A 15191-nucleotide genomic window follows, 5' to 3' on the forward strand; every position below is an offset into this window, starting at 1 on the left:
TCGATTATGGTTTGTCGTTGCGTTCGGGATGAGGCTTCGGTCCGCTATGACCGCTCCGCTGTTCATCGAGCTTGGCGTTCGCCAGACCGAGGATTGAACCCGCATAGGCGCCGGGAGACCCGATCGCCTTATCCTTTGCGGCCGATCCCGTCGCTTGCGCGCCTGAACTGACGCCCGCACCGATGCCACGAAGAGCGGCACCTGCGACCGAGGAACCCGCGGCGCGGGCGGCTTGAGCCGCTGCAAAGCCCGCGCCGGCGGCGCCAGCGGCAAGGAAGCCCGCCCCGGCTGCGAAAGACGCCGCTTGCCCGCCGTGGCGGATCGCTTCCATTCCGCCGGAAACCGATGCGCCCTGGACAACGCCCTGCATGATGCTCGGGACATACATGGCGATGATGAAGACAACGACGGCGATACCTGCGATTGCAAGTGCGGTTTGAAACTGGTCGCCGATATCGGGCTGGTTGGCGAGGCCAATCAGCACTTCGGAGCCGATGCGCGAGATCATGACGAGCGCCATGAGCTTCATCCCGACCGAGAAAGCGTAGATCAGATACCGGACTGCGAAATCCTTGGTGTAGGACGAACCGCCGAGGCCGAGCATAATCATGCCGGCGAGGAGCCCGATATACATTTCGACCATCACGGAGACGAAGATCGCGGCAACCAGCGAAAAGGCGATGACGGTGACGACCATCGCAAACGCTGCCGAGATTGCCAGTGCGTTATCCTCGAAGAGGCCGAACTGAACCCTTTCCGACATCTTGGTTGCTACAGCCAATCCGGCATTGAAGACATCAGCGGGTGAGGCTGTGCCGCCATCTGCGCCCAGCTGGAAGAGGCTGTCGACGACCGCCTTGGCGAAGGTCGGACCCTGCGCCAGAACGAAGGCGAAGAAGCCAACGAACATGATCCGCCGCACAAGTTCGGCGAACCAGCTGTCAAGAGAAGCAGCCTGGAGTGCCAGCCAGACTGCCGCGATACCGATTTCGATCGTTGCCAGGATCCAGAAGAGAGACTTGGCGGCGTCCATGACAGTGGTTTCCCACCCTTTTGCCGCAGTAGTAACCTGGTTCTGAAGCGCCGTCAGGACGGAGCCTTCCTGTGCAAGTGCTGGCTGAGCCGCCGCCGTGACGATGACGGCGAGCAGCATTGCGGCGCGCAATTGCCGAAGCGACATTGTGTTCCTCACCATTCTGGCTTCAACTTCTTCCCACCGGATGTCGGGAACTCCTTGGTCGCACCAAAGAACTCTTCCCGCCGTTCCTGGGCGGCTTGCTTTTCGGAAATGAGGAACCACACGCCTGCGGCTCCAACCGCGAATATTGCGGCAATGGCAATCAGGATGGCTTTCGTTCTCACCACTCTATCCCCATCTTCTGGCCTCCGGACGTGGAGGGGGCGATGGCGTTGAAGAACTTTTCCCGTCGCGCTTGCGCCAGGTCCTTGTCGGTCTGTTCGGTCTGGAGCCAAGTTCCCATCATCGTTATTTGCTGGGAAACGAGACCGCGCAGCTTCTGCATCTGCGCAACTTGCTGAGCCGCGATTTCGTGTCCGACCTGCAGGGCCTTCATCTGGCCGTCAGCCGTCTCGGACATCGACCGCAACGAGAACATCGTATCCTCTTCGCTATCGAGCTGGTCGGCCGTGAGGCTCGCCGCCTTCAGCGTGCCGGCGATCGTGTCGCGGTTCGTGTCCGACCAGGTTTGGTATGTCGAGGAGAAGCTCTCGGCATTCGGAAGATTGCTTTTGAGGTCGGCATAACTCTTGAACCTCTGCTGGAGCACGTCGTCCGCGTTCCCCATCGAAAACGAAATGCTCTGGCCCTGATCTACGATGCTTCGGAGTTGATTGAGGTCGCTTTCGACCTGTCCCCAGACGTGGCTCGGAAGCTGCGCAGTATTCTGCAGCATGTTCTCGTAGATCTTCAGCTGGTTCTGGATCTGCTCGGCGAGCTGGTTGATCTGCGTGATCTGGTTCTGGATCTGCTCACCGGACTTTCCGACTAGCGAAATCAGCTCGCCGTTGTTGAGAACTTGCGTCCATTCAGTTGCAGCACCCGCGGCCGTGCCGGCATGGGTCGGTGCCACGGCGCCCATCGTCAGAGCGACGGCCGCCAGGCCGGCGGACCATTTATTCGAAGTTGAGCAGCGATGCGGCATCGTGGACTCCTCTCGTCTGTAGCCAATGGATCGGCCAGTCGAAGCCATGTTCGGATCTGAGCGCGCGGATCCTCTTGAGATCATCCTTGCCGGACGCGCCGACGAAGCTGAGTGCTGCGGGGCCGAGTGACATGTCGAAGAGACGCCGGCCTTCGGGCGTGGCGACGTAGTATTCGCGCTTGGGGATCGAGTTGGAGACGATCTCGATCTGACGTTCGTTGAAACCGATCCGCTCGTAGAATTCCCGCGTCCCTGGCTCACGGGCGGCGACGTTTGGAAGGCAAATCTTGGTTGGGCAGGATTCCTTCAGTACGTCGATAATCCCGGACCGTTCGGCATCCGAGATCGACTGGGTGGCGAGGACGACTGCGCAATTCGCCTTGCGCAGTACCTTCAACCATTCTCGAATCTTGCTGCGAAAGACAGGATGGCCGAGCATCAGCCAGGCCTCGTCGAGGACGATCAGGCTCGGTGACCCATCCAGACGCTTCTCGATTCGGCGGAACAGGTAGGTCAGCACTGGCACGAGATTGCGCTCACCCATGTTCATGAGCTGCTCAATCTCGAACGTCTGGAAGGCACCAAGCGACAGGCCATCCTCCTCTGCGTCGAGCAGCAGCCCCATCGGCCCATCGACGGTATAGTGATGGAGCGCATCCTTGATCTCGCGCATCTGCACGCCGCTCACGAAATCCGAAAGCGAGCGACCGGCCGCGCTGGCCATCAGGCCAACCTGACGGGAGATTGCGTTGCGATGGTCGGGCGTGATGGTGACACCCTGCAGGCCGACCAGCATCTCGATCCATTCCGTCGCCCAGGCCCGATCAGCGTCGCTTTTAAGGTCGGACAAAGGGCAGAAGGCCAGCGCCTTCCCCTCTCCCGCGTTGTCGCCGCCGATCTCATAGTGATCACCGCCCGCGGCAAGCGTCAGTGGCAGAAGCGAGCTTCCCTTGTCGAACGCAAAGATCTGCGCGCTTTCGTATCGGCGAAACTGTGCAGCGATCAGCGCCAGGAGTGTCGACTTGCCGGAACCGGTCGGACCGAAGATCAGCGTGTGGCCGACATCATCGACATGCAGGTTGAGCCGGAACGGTGTCGAGCCGCTCGCAACCTGCATCAGCGGCGGCGAGTTCGGTGGGTAGAACGGGCATGGCGCGACGGTGTTTCCCGACCAGACCGAGTTGAGTGGGATCAGATCGGCGAGATTGCTGGTGTTGATCAGTGGCTCGCGAATGTTGCAATACCAGTTGCCCGGCAGACTGCCGAGAAAGGCGTCGGTGGCGTTGAGCGTTTCGATCCGCGCCCCAAAGCCCTCTGCCTGGATCAGCCGGCGGATTGCCTCCGCCTTCTCCTGCAGCGCTTCGCGATCGTGATCAAACAGCACGACGACCGGCGTGTAATAGCCATAGGCAACCAGCTGCGACGAAGCCTGCGCAATAGCATCCTCGGTCTCGGTCACCATCGTCATCGCGTCTTGGTCAAACGATCTGCTCTGCGTCTGAAACAGCTGGTCGAAGAATGGCCGGACCTTCTGTTGCCATTTCTTGCGGGTGCGTTCGAGCTTCTGTCGCGCTTCCTCGGCATCGAGAAAGATGAAGCGCGATGACCACCGATAGGTGAGCGGCATCAGGTCAAGGCTGTTCAGAATGCCCGGCCAGCTTTCGGCCGGGAGGCCGTCGATCGCCACCACACCAAGGAACCGGCTCTCGATCTTCGGCGTCAGTCCGTGCTCAAGCTCGGCAGTCGCGATCCAATCGAGATACATGGGAACATCCGGAAGCCGGATCGGATGGCTCTCGCCGGTGATGCAGAAGCGGACGAACTGAAGCAGCTCGTCATAGCGGGCAATCCGCTCCCCTCCCCTCTCGACGGTTTCGCGGGTTTCCATTCGCCGGACCGATAGCGTGTTCGCAAAATACTGCTCGATCTCTCGGACGGCGTTCTTAAAAATGAAGAGCACCGTGTCCGCATAGGACTTCTTGCGGCTTTCCTCGTCCGAGTAGATATATTTGCTGAGCGCGGTCGTTTTGGACTCGAGCGGCCGGTAGGTCAGGATCAGTGCGTGCTTGCTCTCGAAATGTCCCTGTTCGCGTGCGAAATGCGCCCGGCGCTCGGCATCGATCGCGCGGGTGACCGGGTCGGGAAAATGGCAACGGTCTTCTGAGGGATAGTCGACCGTCGGAATGCGGATGGCCTCAACCTGGATCATCCAGCCGCTTCCAAGTCGCGACAGGATCGCATTGATCTGCCTCGACAGCTCATTGCGTTCGAGGTCAGTCGCACTTTCGGAATCCGGGCCGGCAAAGTACCAGCCGGCCATCAGGCTTCCATCCTTCAACAGGAGGACACCATTGTCGACGAGGCCGGCGTATGGAACGAGATCGGCGAAGGATGGGCCCGTGGCCCGGAAGCGTTTGAGAGCTACCACGGCCGTCTCCTCAGTACCGCCGCCACGGCGAGGTGGTCGCCTTATAGGTCGGCTTGTAGGAAATGTGCCGCACGTAGACCTGCCGCATGAGCGGATCGGACTTCGCCATCATCCTGAGCGCCCCGACGATCACGATCCAGACAGCAACACCGAAGAGCGCTGAATAGACCGTGAGCACCACGAAGATCAGGATTACGGCCGCAAGACCGGTGATCAGCACCAGCTCCCGGTCGGCGCCCATCAGGAGATTCGGGCGGGACAGAGCGCGGTGGATGCGGTTGCATCGCAGGCCGGATAGGGAGTCAGCCATGAGCCCCCTCCCCTTCTCCGTTCGAACCGATCGACGTGAGCTGCTCGTCCGTCAGACCGATCGACGCGCCGGTTGCGCCGAACAGGCCGACTATGGTGGTGGCGCCAAGCAGGATGCCGGCGACGAGAACGACGTAGACAAGTCGCCGTGCGAAGTCGTTCAGTTCCCCGCCAAAGATCAGCATCCCACCGGCAATGGCGACGGCCGCAAGCGCGATGTAACCGGCAACCGGGCCAGTGATCGATTCCTGAATTTGCTCGAGCGGTCCCTCCCACGGAAGGCTGCCGCCGGAACTGGCCATCGCCGGCGCAACAGATGCGAAAAGGCTCGGCACTGCACTGAGTGCGATGGCGATGAGTGCATATTCACGCGACATGGCGCGCCTCCTGTTCTTCCGTGAGCTGGTCGGACTCGATCTCGTACTGGCCGCCCGCGAACCGCTCGACGTGGATCACATCTCGAACACGCCGCCCGCGCTGCGTCCGCTCGATCGAGATGACCAGGTCGACGGCCTCCCCGATCACCTCATGCATCGGTTGCTGGCTCGCTTCGGCGGTCAGTTGTTCGAGGCGACGCAGCGCCGACATGGCGGTGTTCGAGTGGATGGTCGCCACCCCGCCCGGATGGCCGGTGTTCCAGGCCTTGAGCAATGTAAGGGCGGCGCCGTCGCGGACTTCACCAACGACGATCCGATCGGGACGCAACCGCATGGTGCTCTTGAGAAGCCGCGCCATGTCGATCGTATCGCTGGTGTGCAGGAGAACGGCGTTCTCTGCCGCGCACTGAATTTCCGCGGTGTCTTCAAGAATAACGAGGCGATCCTCCGGCGTCGATTTGACGATCTCGGCGATGACGGCGTTCGCAAGCGTCGTCTTGCCCGAACCGGTCCCCCCGGAAATGATGATGTTGAGCCTGGAGGAAATTGCGCTGCGGATCGTCGAGGCCTGAGATTCGGTCATCACGTCTGCACGGACATAGTCCCCGAGCGGAATGAGGCGGGAGGCGCGGCGCCGAATGGTAAAGGCAGGTCTGGCGACGACGGGAGGCAACAGACCCTCGAAGCGGTGGCCGCCGATTGGCAACTCGCCGGAGACGATCGGCTGTTCCGTGTCGACCTCGGACTGGAGCGCATGCGCCACGGTTCCGATCACCATTTCTGCAGTAGCAGAGGACATTTCTCCGGCGGGCGCGATGCCGTGGCCGAGCCGTTCGATGAACAGCTTCCCGTCCGGATTGAGCATGATTTCGACGACATTCGCGTCGTCCAGAGCAACGCAGAGCTGATCGCCGAGCGCCTCCTGAAGTTTGCGGACAAGCCGGGGATGAGAGCGAAGCTGGTTCACGGGTTTCTCCTTACGCTGCCTAGCTGATAGGGAAGAGTTCAGAACGGTAGTTGGAAGGGCGGAGCCTTTGGAATGCGTCCGCATTCGCGGGCAGCGTGCCCGCTACGGCCATCGTCACGCCGATCTTCCTGGGCTCGCCCAAACGATGCAGCGGCCACCCAACGCGAGCTAGAATCCGCTCGAACCGGAGATCGGTGACCGTGACAATCTCGGTGTAGCCATTCGCCATGCACCATTCGATGATGCCGGCGAACATGGTCAGCGTCGCCTCATGGACTGAGCCGCCTCCCCTTCCATCCACGAGGCTTGTATCAACGCAGAAGCGTGAACTCTCGATCATGAAACAATGGGCCTTCAATCCCTCCTTCGGGAGAAGCGAGGAGAAGACGTCCGACACCATGGTTGGGCCAAGTGCTGGAAGGAGCCTGGCGCATCCTACCACCTGGTCGCTGTCCGACACGGCAATGATGTAAGTTGGCTGAAGTGCATCGAACGCGTCTTCTTCCCGGCCGTCGAATACATCGACTTCCCAACCGAGCCGATCGGAAAATACCTGAGCTCGAAGTTTGTGATGTGCTTCGAGAAGTTGTGGTTCCGGTATGCCCTGTCGTGCCGAAATCGCGACTACCCGCATGTTTTTCTCCGTCGTTTAGGTCTGCGGGAAATGAGCACGGATCAGAATCGCTGGGCAGTTGTAGAATCCGACAAGGTAGCTGGAGGTGAATCGGGCGCTGCGATGTGGAAGGGATTACTGAGGTCGCCCGATGGCTAGCTTGGATTTGTAGGATTCACAGGAGAACAATTCGGGATCTAGAAGCCGGGTGTGTTTGGCTAACCCTCAGAGTGGTAATACAAAAAGCCGAAAAGCCACTTGTGGGTTCGCTCAGGAATTTGGGTTTCGTTAACCTTTTGTTAACCCTAAACTTCTGGACCGGTCGAGAGAATCGTGTTCTATCTTTGGCGGGCAATGGCCGGTAAACCGGCACGAAGCCGCCAAGAGGGAAAGATGGCGATAGCACAACGGGTAGAATCGGTGGTTGCTTCCAAGGAAGATGCTGGCAGCAAGATCACGCGCCATGCGGGCCTCCTGTCTCAACAATTGCAGCAACTTCGAATGCGCATGTATCCGCCGAAGTCGGAAAAGACGTTGCGGCAGTTCCTTACTAACGAAGTATCCAAGTTGACGTCGATACCAGATTCGACCTTGAAACTGATGTCCAGCGAAGGGCGCGGTCCGAGCCCGAGCAGGCTCGAAAACAATCATCGCGTCTATACGCTTCCACAGATCAATGAGTTGCGTGAACTCTTTGCAAAACAGAAGCCAGCTGATTCACTGCGCTTCCTTCCCCGCCGGCGGGAGGGAGAGCATCTGCAGGTCATAGCAATCGCGAACTTCAAGGGTGGGAGCGCCAAGACGACCACCTGTGTTCATCTTGCGCATTATCTTGCTCTTCATGGCTATCGGGTTCTCGCCCTTGACCTTGATCCGCAAGCTTCCCTTTCGGCCTTGTTTGGCGCTCAGCCTGAAGTCGATGTGGGAGCGAACGAGACGATCTACGCAGCCCTGAGGTACGACGAAAGCGCTCGGCGCCCAATACGCGACATTATCAGGAAGACCTACTTCGACGGTGTCGATCTCATCCCCGGCAATCTTGAGGTCATGGAGTATGAGCACGAGACACCTCGTGTTCTGGCGAACAAATCGAGTTCTGGGGCAATCTTCTTCGAGCGGCTCAAACTCGCTCTCGCTGAAGTCGAGGCGGACTACGATGTTGTCATCCTGGATACGCCCCCGTCGCTTGGGTTCCTGACCCTGAGTGCGATCTACGCTGCGACGAGCATGATTATCACGGTCCATCCAGCGATGCTGGACGTGGCCTCAATGAGCCAGTTTCTTCTCATGATGGGAGACCTGATCAGTGTTCTCAACGAAAGCGGAGCTCAGCTCGATCAGGACTTCATTCGTTATCTGATTACGCGACATGATCCGAATGACGCACCCCAGTCGCAGGTGGTTGCCATGATGCGCCACCTCTTCGGAACAGACGTGTTGCTTCCGACGGCAATCGAGAGCACCGCGGTCGAAGCCGCCGGGCTGGCCAAGCGATCGATCTATGAACTCGAAATGGGACAGATCGGACGTGATACCCACAAGCGAGCACGAGAGGCAGTCGACGCCGTGAACGAGGCCATTGTTCGCCTGATCAACACGAGCTGGGGGCGTGAATGAGCAAATCCCCCCGCAAATCTATTGTCGCAAGCTTCGGACTGCTTTCCGCGGAGCTGGAAAGTGATCAGGCCGCGGATCAGCAGCAGCCGTCAGTGTCCCCTGCGCCTTCTGCTGTCAATCGCGTCGGAGCTGGCGTGATCGGAGCGGCCCATCGAGCCATCGATGACATCCGGACGGAGCGAGATCGTTTGAAGGCTCTCCTTGAGGCGGGAGGCGGTTCGGTTCGAGATGTGGACCCATTGCTTATTGACCCCTCCCCCTACCCGGACAGGCTGCCTGACGACGACGCAGGCGACTTCGAGGCGTTCAAACGTTCGATCGAGACCGATGGACAGAAGGTGCCCATTCAGATCCGGAAACATCCGTTATCACCTGGCCGCTACCAGGTGGTCTATGGCCATCGGCGCTGGCTTGCTGCCATGCAACTTGGCCTGCCCGTCCGCGCGATCGAGGTCGAGATTTCCGATGTCGATCTTGTTGTCGCGCAGGGTATCGAAAATGCCAGCCGTCAGGACCTGACATGGATCGAGCGCGCCTTGTTTGCTTTCCGCATGGATGAAGCCGGAATCAAACCGCGGGATATCTACGCAGCGCTTTCTATCGAGGACGCGGAACTGGCTCGGATGCGAAGCGTCTATCGATCCGTCCCTGCTGATGTAATTGAAGCCATCGGACGGGCGCCAAAGATTGGGCGTCCACGCTGGCTTGATTTGGCCAAGACGGTTGCGGGCGACTCAGGAATGCTTGATGCCCTACGGGCGGCGCTGGTTAAGAAGGGGGATGCGGCTGAGACCTCCGATCAAAGATTTCAGCGTGTGTTGAACGCCATCAAGCCAGAATCGACCGGTCGCCGGGAGCCAAGCCCGATTACTGACAAGGGCGGGACTAAGCTCGGCGCCTTGCTGATGTCCTCGAAAGAGGTTCGAATTTCGGCCGAGGGTTCACTCGGGATCGAGTTTTTGAAGTTTGTTGAGGCGGAGATCCCAGCGCTTACGGAGCGCTTTGCCCGCCTAAGACACGAAAAACCCTGACAGCTGTCAGAGTTTTAGAGGCCAAGAAAGGAAACGCTGCAAAAGAAAAAGGCCCCCTAAACGTTGCCGTCGTGGAAGCCTCTCTCTCTGTGTGACAACTAGAGAATCGCATTTCCCCGAATCCCAGTCAAGAGTCTTTGGCACCGTAATTTGGTGAGCAGGTTTCTTTTGCCTCTTTGAAGGTGAAGAAAATGCAGATTGGAAGTGTGACGACGCCGTTCGGGCGGCGGCCGATGACGCTTGCCTTGGTGAGGCGGCAAATTGAGACGAGCGAGATCAAGCCAGGCAAGTCGGCCGACAAATGGAAGGTCTTTAGGGACGCCTCCGAAGCGAGGGAGTTGCTTGGATTGCAGGACCGCAGCCTAGCCGTCCTCGACGCACTCTTGAGCTTTTATCCAGACAACGAATTGCGCCAAGATGCGCAACTCATTGTTTTCCCATCCAACGCGCAATTGACACTTCGGGCGCACGGTATCGCCGGCGCTACGCTTAGGAGACATCTGGCTCTTCTCGTTGAGGCCGGACTTATCGTTCGTAAAGACAGCGCGAATGGGAAGCGCTACGCTCGGAAGGACAAGGCGGGTGCGATCGATAACGCATTCGGCTTTGATCTGTCACCGTTACTCATGAGAGCCGAGCAGCTCGCCATGATGGCGCAACAGGTCGTTGCCGATCGTTTAGGGCTCCGGCGGGCGAAGGAAAATTTGACAATTTGCCGCCGCGACGTCCGAAAGCTCATTTCGGCCGCGATCGAGGAAGGCGCCTCAGGGGACTGGGAGAACATCGAAGCGATCTACATCGGCCTCGTGAGCAGGATTCCGCGCTCTCCGACGCTCAGCGACGTGAATTCAATCCTGGACGAGATGGAACTCCTGCAGGGGGAGATCATCAACGTTCTGGAAATGCAGCAAAAAGACGAAAATACTAGCACCAATGATGCTCACAATGAGCGTCACATACAGATTTCAAAAACCGAATCCACCTATGAATTTGAACCTAGCTCTGAAGATGAGCAGGGCGCGAAGTCGGTGGATGATGATCGGCCGAAGCGGGAGCCGATCCGTAATTTTCCGCTTGGCATGGTGCTGCGAGCCTGCGCAGGCATCTCGATGTATGGGCCGAGCGGGGCCATCGGCAGTTGGCGCGACATGATGGCCGCCGGGATCGTCGTGCGGTCGATGCTGGGCGTCAGCCCGTCGGCCTATCAGGAGGCCTGCGAGGTGATGGGGCCGGAAAATGCTGCGACAGCGATCGCCTGCATCCTTGAGCGGAGTGGACATATCAATTCGCCGGGAGGCTATCTGCGAGACCTCACGCGCAAGGCGGAGCGGGGCGAATTTTCACTCGGACCGATGCTGATGGCGCTCCTGAGGGCGGCCAACGATAGCGGGCTCAAGGTAGGATAAAATGATGGTGAGAAAGCATCAGCATAAAAACCCTGACAGCTGTCAGGGTTTCGTGGGCGGAACCGGATTGCAGAGCTGATTCCCGATCGTGACGTGAAATGGTCCGAACGGCCTTCAAGAAGGGGGAAATGAACTATGAGGTATCGGCTACGGAGGAGGGTGCCTCGACGGGATCCGGAGTATGTGTGAAGTGCATTTTAAGGCTCTGTTTAACTGAATATTTTGCGGCGTTCGGGCAAAGGTATTGCACAATGGAGATTAGATCTTGCTGCTCAGCCCCTTTTTCCAATCGAATTGGAGAACCCGTACGCTACACGCCACCGCGAAGCGATATCCAAATACCTTAGCACCTTCCGTCGAGATCCTTCGAAATTACTGCGCGAATAGCCTTCCGTCCCTCGTGAGCGACCCATACGAGTGTTGGATCGATCAGTTTGAAGCACTCGGCTACGACCTCGCAAAATTTGTCCCTCAAGATCGGTCGGGCTACTATTATCTAACGTTTCTCGAAGCCCAATCAGGCTTCGCCACCCAGGATTGCCTGTTGCCGTGCCATGAAGATGGCTTGACCGCCCTATTGAAGAGACGAGTCATCGACGCGGTAGCCAAGCTCAACGTAATGTACTCTTCGCAGGCCGAGGCCTCTGGGCACCCGACGCTATATATCGCCGATCTCAACGTACGAGGTCGCGAGCGTCGGACGGGCGGAGATATTGCGTTCGTATTCGACGTTGGAAGCCAATATGTCTGTCATTGCTTTCAAGCGAAACGAACGAATATTGCCTGTAACGATCCCGTAGACATCAGGAGAGGTGAGGACCGTGATCATGATGGCGGGGATCAGCTCCGACGTCTTTCTCGCCTCGCCGAAGTTGGGGTTCTCAGCTCCTATCTTTTCTACAACAATGACTTCGAGGATCGTACAGAGGAACCGTCGGCGCCGATCGCAAAGTGCATCGCCCATCTTCTTGTCAATGAAGAAGCCGCTCTCGATGTATATCTCAATACCGATTGCTGCGACATGGCGTCATATATTCTTCGATCGGTCGGCGGTGACCTCCCCGAAGCCAATCTGCTGGATTATCGCGACCTCGGAGCTGTCATTGATGCGCTGGTTCGCGAAGATGTCACGCACATCGTGGCTGTCGGGAATGACAGTAGATCCTTTGATCTGGTCTGCGCTTTGGCCAACGATCGCGGGCTCGTGCAACGCCCGATCGCATCCTTGAGAACCGGAGAAATCGATTTTCAAGCCGTTGCAAACGCCGCGCAGATTAACTGGGATATCGGAATGGCAGACGCGGATAACGTGGCCACCTTGAAATTCAGGTAGGTTGGCGGCTCTCGATGGAGCCCGCGGTCGCTGTTGATGTTCAACTCACTCATCAGCGCATCGTACTGACGTGCCCCGTGCGCTCCCGTGAACCACATCGTCACGGCATCAAAAGGCGCGAGCGCAACAATCCAATCTTCAAACTCAGGGTCTGCGCGCAGCATATCGGCTTGGATGAGAACAACAGGGGCGATTGGCGGCAATCGACCGGGAACAGGTTCTAGCTCGTATGCGCGAGCGCCCAATTTTTCGCTGAAGTCGCGGAAGAGGGGCTACAGCGCCTAGCAGTTCGGCTGCAGCTGAGAGACACGCAGGATTCTCATCAATTCCGATGAGAAAGGTGGATCCCTTTCTCGAGAGAGCTTTCAGCGCCGCGAGACCTTGGCCCCGACCGCAGCCAACATCGACTACACGACCGACTTGGCCGAAGCTTGCAAGATGTTGAGCGATCAACCCGTAAAGCCCCTGCTCTTCCAACGCAGAGCGTATTCTTGATGCCCGATGGCCAAACGATCCTCGTCCGGGGCCTCCATGACGGGTTGATGGCACTCGCTGTAGGGCAAACTGCTATTGCACGGGCAGGGGTGATGCGGATCGGACGGTATTGTCACATGCTCGCCAAGGAACGGCTGAAACCACGGCGCGGTCTTGCAAGCAGATCAGCTGATTGCGCAACATTATTTAGTGTAGCCGCTATCAAATTGCGACTGTCGAATGTCAGCCCGTTTCCCGGGTAGGCGGATACCGTATCGACGGGTAATCAGAGGATGCGGCTCGCTCTACCGCTTCGCCGCATGGCATTGTTATAATAGCTCGAGGCTTGCTGAACGGAACGATGGCGTGACTGCTCCATTGCCTCCGGGAGAGGAATTCCCTGATTCGCCGCCTCGGTGAGATATCCCGATCGCAGCCCATGCGCGGAAAACTCCCCGCTATCCAATCCAGCCATTACCGCCCGCTGCTTGATGATGGCATTGATCGACTGCGGATCGATCGCCCGCCGCGACACCGTCCCCCAGCGCCCGATACCCCGAAACACGCTCCCGCTCTCGATCTTGGCGGCCGTCATCCAGGCCTTGAGCGCGTCGACCGGTCGGCCGGTCAGATAGACGATATCGTCCTGCTCGCCGGAGGTGGTTTTGGTGCGGCCAAGACGGATGGCAAGCGAGGGGAGGGGAGAGCCGTCCGGCACCTCGATCGGTGGCTCGACGGTCAGTTGCTCGACGCGCAATCCGGCGATTTCGCTACGCCTTCGGCCACCGGAGGCAAAGGCGACCATCAGGATCGCCCGGTCGCGTAGATCCCGCAGGCTGTCGGTCGCGCAGGTCGACAGCAGTTTTGCCAAGACGTCGCCGGTGACCGCCTTGGCGCTCTTGCGACGACGCGTCCGAGGGACGGCGCGCACAGCGAGGCGGATCGCCGATTTCACAGAAGGGGAGGCGAAGGTGCCGTCGAGGCCGCGCCATTTCGTCAGCGTCGACCAGTTCGCCAGCCGCCGGCGCACCGTCGCTGGCGCGTGCGGGCCGATGGATTTCAGGAAGCCTTGGTGGCGGAGGTTTTCGTCGACGTCGGCCGGCATGCCGTGATCCGGATCGGTTTCGCGGCGTTGCGGGTCCCAGAGATGATGGGCGACGAATTTCAAAAGCAGCGCCTCGGGTGCCGGCCAGGGCAGGGATTTTCCGGTCGCCGCCATGCCCCAGGCTTCCAGATAGGCGAGATCCGAGGTCAGTGCCCGCAGCGTGTTGTCACCCATGCCCTGGTTGACGAGATGGCGCAGCGTCTCGACATCCTGGTCGGTGAGCAGCTCGGCGAGCTCGTCGCGGCGTTCGACCGGCAGCACGGCGGCAATGGTGTCGAGCTCTTCGGCGCGACGATCGACGGCGGATTTTTTGGCAGGTGGTGTCAAAGAAGTCTCCAAAGCCGTGCTCGCAACGGCCGAGCAGCCGTCCGCTGACACGGTTTTCGGTGATTTGCGCCTCGAAATCAATCTACCATCGATAATGGATAGTTATCGATGGTTAGAGCGCCAACTACCAATCATACCATGTGGCGAACCGTAATATCGCTATAGAGTTCCTTTAGCAAACCGTTTACCATAAAATCAATGACTTACGATCTCGCGAAAATCAGCATGACAGCCCTGATGCGGCCGGCTTTTGACGCCAGTATCGCGCTTACGCGTCTGGACGAGCGGATCGCACGTTCGCCGGTCGGGAAGGGATGGATCGAGCGCACCCAGTTCACCGATGCCTGCGCCTCGTTGTGGATCGACGGCGAACTCGTGCATCTCGAAGACCTCGTGCTGCATGACGCCGGCGCCGACATCCGCGCCCCGACCCACGAACTCACCATCGCCCGCGACGCGCTGCGGACTCGTCGGCGGATTGCATCGCAGCCGCCCGGCTGGGCACTCAGCGCCGACGGTCTGCGCAGCCTGCGCGGGCAGGCGTGGCCTGCAGCATCGCATGGTGCCGACAGCGCCGTGGCGATCGGCGGGGCCGAGGTGGATGTCGACGGGGCCGAAGAAGGGGAGGGGGAACAGGGCGATGATGACGCCAGCCCACTCGACGCCGAGTTTGCGGCCATCGATGTGGTGCTGGCCCGATCGGAGGCCGCGATCGAGGAGGCGAAGCGGCCCAGCCTGGCAGACGCCCGAGAAAAAAACCCGCTGGTCTATGATCTCGACTGGGACGAGGACGAGAGACTGGAGGAATGGCGCAGCGTGCTCCGGCAGGCGCAAGAGCTGCCGCCGGTGCTGCAGGCGATCGTCGCCCTCGATGCTTGGAACGAGCTTTCGGTCCTTCAGCACGCGCCCTGGCTCGGCCGGCTGTTTTGCGCCTCGATCCTGCGCCAGGCCGGCGTCACCACCGCGGCACATCTGGCCGCCATCAATCTTGGCCTCAAAACCGTTCCCGTCGACCGGCGCCGAAATCGCGACCGGGAGACCC

At 59.3% G+C, this 15191-nt stretch carries 15 protein-coding genes; 5 read left to right on the top strand and 10 right to left on the bottom strand.

Annotation, left to right across the window (positions count from 1 at the left end):
* Positions 1 to 4: 4 nt before the first annotated feature.
* From trbL to traI, 8 genes are read right to left on the bottom strand one after another with little or no spacing between them, the layout of a single operon-like run.
* The gene (gene trbL, locus BN1800_RS32180; protein ID WP_179213951.1) at positions 5 to 1153 is read right to left on the bottom strand and encodes a P-type conjugative transfer protein TrbL; all 1149 of its coding nucleotides are present in this window, start codon (positions 1151 to 1153) and stop codon (positions 5 to 7) included.
* Between the two features lie 35 nt (positions 1154 to 1188).
* A complete protein-coding gene (gene trbK, locus BN1800_RS32185; RefSeq protein WP_311319516.1) occupies positions 1189 to 1362 on the bottom strand; it encodes an entry exclusion protein TrbK in 174 nt (57 codons plus the stop codon).
* Positions 1359 to 2162 carry a P-type conjugative transfer protein TrbJ gene (gene trbJ, locus BN1800_RS32190; protein ID WP_027513376.1) on the bottom strand — a complete coding sequence of 268 codons (804 nt, stop codon included), beginning with the start codon at positions 2160 to 2162 and terminating at the stop codon, positions 1359 to 1361. The genes trbK and trbJ overlap by 4 nt, the downstream gene beginning before the upstream one ends.
* Positions 2134 to 4590, bottom strand: a complete 2457-nt coding sequence (locus BN1800_RS32195) for a conjugal transfer protein TrbE (RefSeq protein ID WP_087003589.1) — start codon at positions 4588 to 4590, stop codon at positions 2134 to 2136. The genes trbJ and BN1800_RS32195 overlap by 29 nt, the downstream gene beginning before the upstream one ends.
* A gap of 10 nt (positions 4591 to 4600) precedes the next feature.
* Positions 4601 to 4900 (bottom strand): conjugal transfer protein TrbD, encoded by a 300-nt coding sequence (locus tag BN1800_RS32200; RefSeq protein WP_027513378.1) that lies wholly within the window; start codon positions 4898 to 4900, stop codon positions 4601 to 4603.
* Positions 4893 to 5276 (bottom strand): TrbC/VirB2 family protein, encoded by a 384-nt coding sequence (locus BN1800_RS32205; protein WP_027513379.1) that lies wholly within the window; start codon positions 5274 to 5276, stop codon positions 4893 to 4895. Before BN1800_RS32205 ends, BN1800_RS32200 begins: the two co-directional genes overlap by 8 nt.
* Entirely contained in the window at positions 5266 to 6243 is a 978-nt protein-coding gene (trbB, locus tag BN1800_RS32210) for a P-type conjugative transfer ATPase TrbB (protein ID WP_027513380.1), read from the bottom strand. Before trbB ends, BN1800_RS32205 begins: the two co-directional genes overlap by 11 nt.
* 19 nt (positions 6244 to 6262) lie before the next feature.
* Positions 6263 to 6877 (bottom strand): acyl-homoserine-lactone synthase, encoded by a 615-nt coding sequence (gene traI, locus BN1800_RS32215; RefSeq protein WP_027513381.1) that lies wholly within the window; start codon positions 6875 to 6877, stop codon positions 6263 to 6265.
* A 372-nt stretch (positions 6878 to 7249) separates the two neighbouring features.
* On the opposite strand from traI, the gene repA reads away from it, so the two are divergent.
* The 4 genes from repA (at position 7250) to BN1800_RS32235 (ending at position 12243) form a co-directional block, all read left to right on the top strand.
* Positions 7250 to 8473: a plasmid partitioning protein RepA gene (gene repA / locus BN1800_RS32220; RefSeq protein ID WP_037143914.1), complete on the top strand. Its 1224-nt coding sequence runs from the start codon at positions 7250 to 7252 to the stop codon at positions 8471 to 8473.
* Positions 8470 to 9504 carry a plasmid partitioning protein RepB gene (gene repB, locus BN1800_RS32225; RefSeq protein ID WP_087003592.1) on the top strand — a complete coding sequence of 345 codons (1035 nt, stop codon included), beginning with the start codon at positions 8470 to 8472 and terminating at the stop codon, positions 9502 to 9504. The genes repA and repB overlap by 4 nt, the downstream gene beginning before the upstream one ends.
* A 191-nt stretch (positions 9505 to 9695) precedes the next feature.
* Positions 9696 to 10910: a plasmid replication protein RepC gene (gene repC / locus BN1800_RS32230; RefSeq protein WP_087003595.1), complete on the top strand. Its 1215-nt coding sequence runs from the start codon at positions 9696 to 9698 to the stop codon at positions 10908 to 10910.
* Between the two features lie 265 nt (positions 10911 to 11175).
* The gene (locus BN1800_RS32235; RefSeq protein ID WP_132568427.1) at positions 11176 to 12243 is read left to right on the top strand and encodes a hypothetical protein; all 1068 of its coding nucleotides are present in this window, start codon (positions 11176 to 11178) and stop codon (positions 12241 to 12243) included.
* Between the two features lie 449 nt (positions 12244 to 12692).
* Here BN1800_RS32235 and BN1800_RS44165 read toward each other — a convergent pair whose 3' ends face one another.
* Together BN1800_RS44165 and BN1800_RS32240 are read right to left on the bottom strand one after the other, a co-directional pair.
* On the bottom strand, positions 12693 to 12854 hold the full coding sequence (locus BN1800_RS44165; RefSeq protein ID WP_132568428.1) for an SEC-C metal-binding domain-containing protein: 162 nt from the start codon (positions 12852 to 12854) through the stop codon (positions 12693 to 12695).
* A 149-nt stretch (positions 12855 to 13003) separates the two neighbouring features.
* Positions 13004 to 14149 (bottom strand): site-specific integrase, encoded by a 1146-nt coding sequence (locus BN1800_RS32240; RefSeq protein WP_087003600.1) that lies wholly within the window; start codon positions 14147 to 14149, stop codon positions 13004 to 13006.
* Positions 14150 to 14347: 198 nt separating this feature from the next.
* Between BN1800_RS32240 and BN1800_RS32245 the strand changes: the two genes are divergently transcribed.
* Positions 14348 to 15191 (top strand): RHE_PE00001 family protein (locus BN1800_RS32245; RefSeq protein WP_087003616.1); only part of this gene is annotated, 844 nt, incomplete at its 3' end.

This window comes from Rhizobium sullae (assembly GCF_900169785.1).
GTDB classification, from domain to species: Bacteria; Pseudomonadota; Alphaproteobacteria; order Rhizobiales; family Rhizobiaceae; genus Rhizobium; species Rhizobium sullae.

Coding starts and splice junctions, on each gene's coding strand:
- trbL (WP_179213951.1), bottom strand. CDS start 1,153: ATGCTGCTCGCCGTCATCGTCACGGCGGCGGCTCAGCCAGCACTTGCA.
- trbJ (WP_027513376.1), bottom strand. CDS start 2,162: ATGCCGCATCGCTGCTCAACTTCGAATAAATGGTCCGCCGGCCTGGCG.
- BN1800_RS32200 (WP_027513378.1), bottom strand. CDS start 4,900: ATGGCTGACTCCCTATCCGGCCTGCGATGCAACCGCATCCACCGCGCT.
- BN1800_RS32205 (WP_027513379.1), bottom strand. CDS start 5,276: ATGTCGCGTGAATATGCACTCATCGCCATCGCACTCAGTGCAGTGCCG.
- traI (WP_027513381.1), bottom strand. CDS start 6,877: ATGCGGGTAGTCGCGATTTCGGCACGACAGGGCATACCGGAACCACAA.
- repA (WP_037143914.1), top strand. CDS start 7,250: ATGGCGATAGCACAACGGGTAGAATCGGTGGTTGCTTCCAAGGAAGAT.
- repB (WP_087003592.1), top strand. CDS start 8,470: ATGAGCAAATCCCCCCGCAAATCTATTGTCGCAAGCTTCGGACTGCTT.
- repC (WP_087003595.1), top strand. CDS start 9,696: ATGCAGATTGGAAGTGTGACGACGCCGTTCGGGCGGCGGCCGATGACG.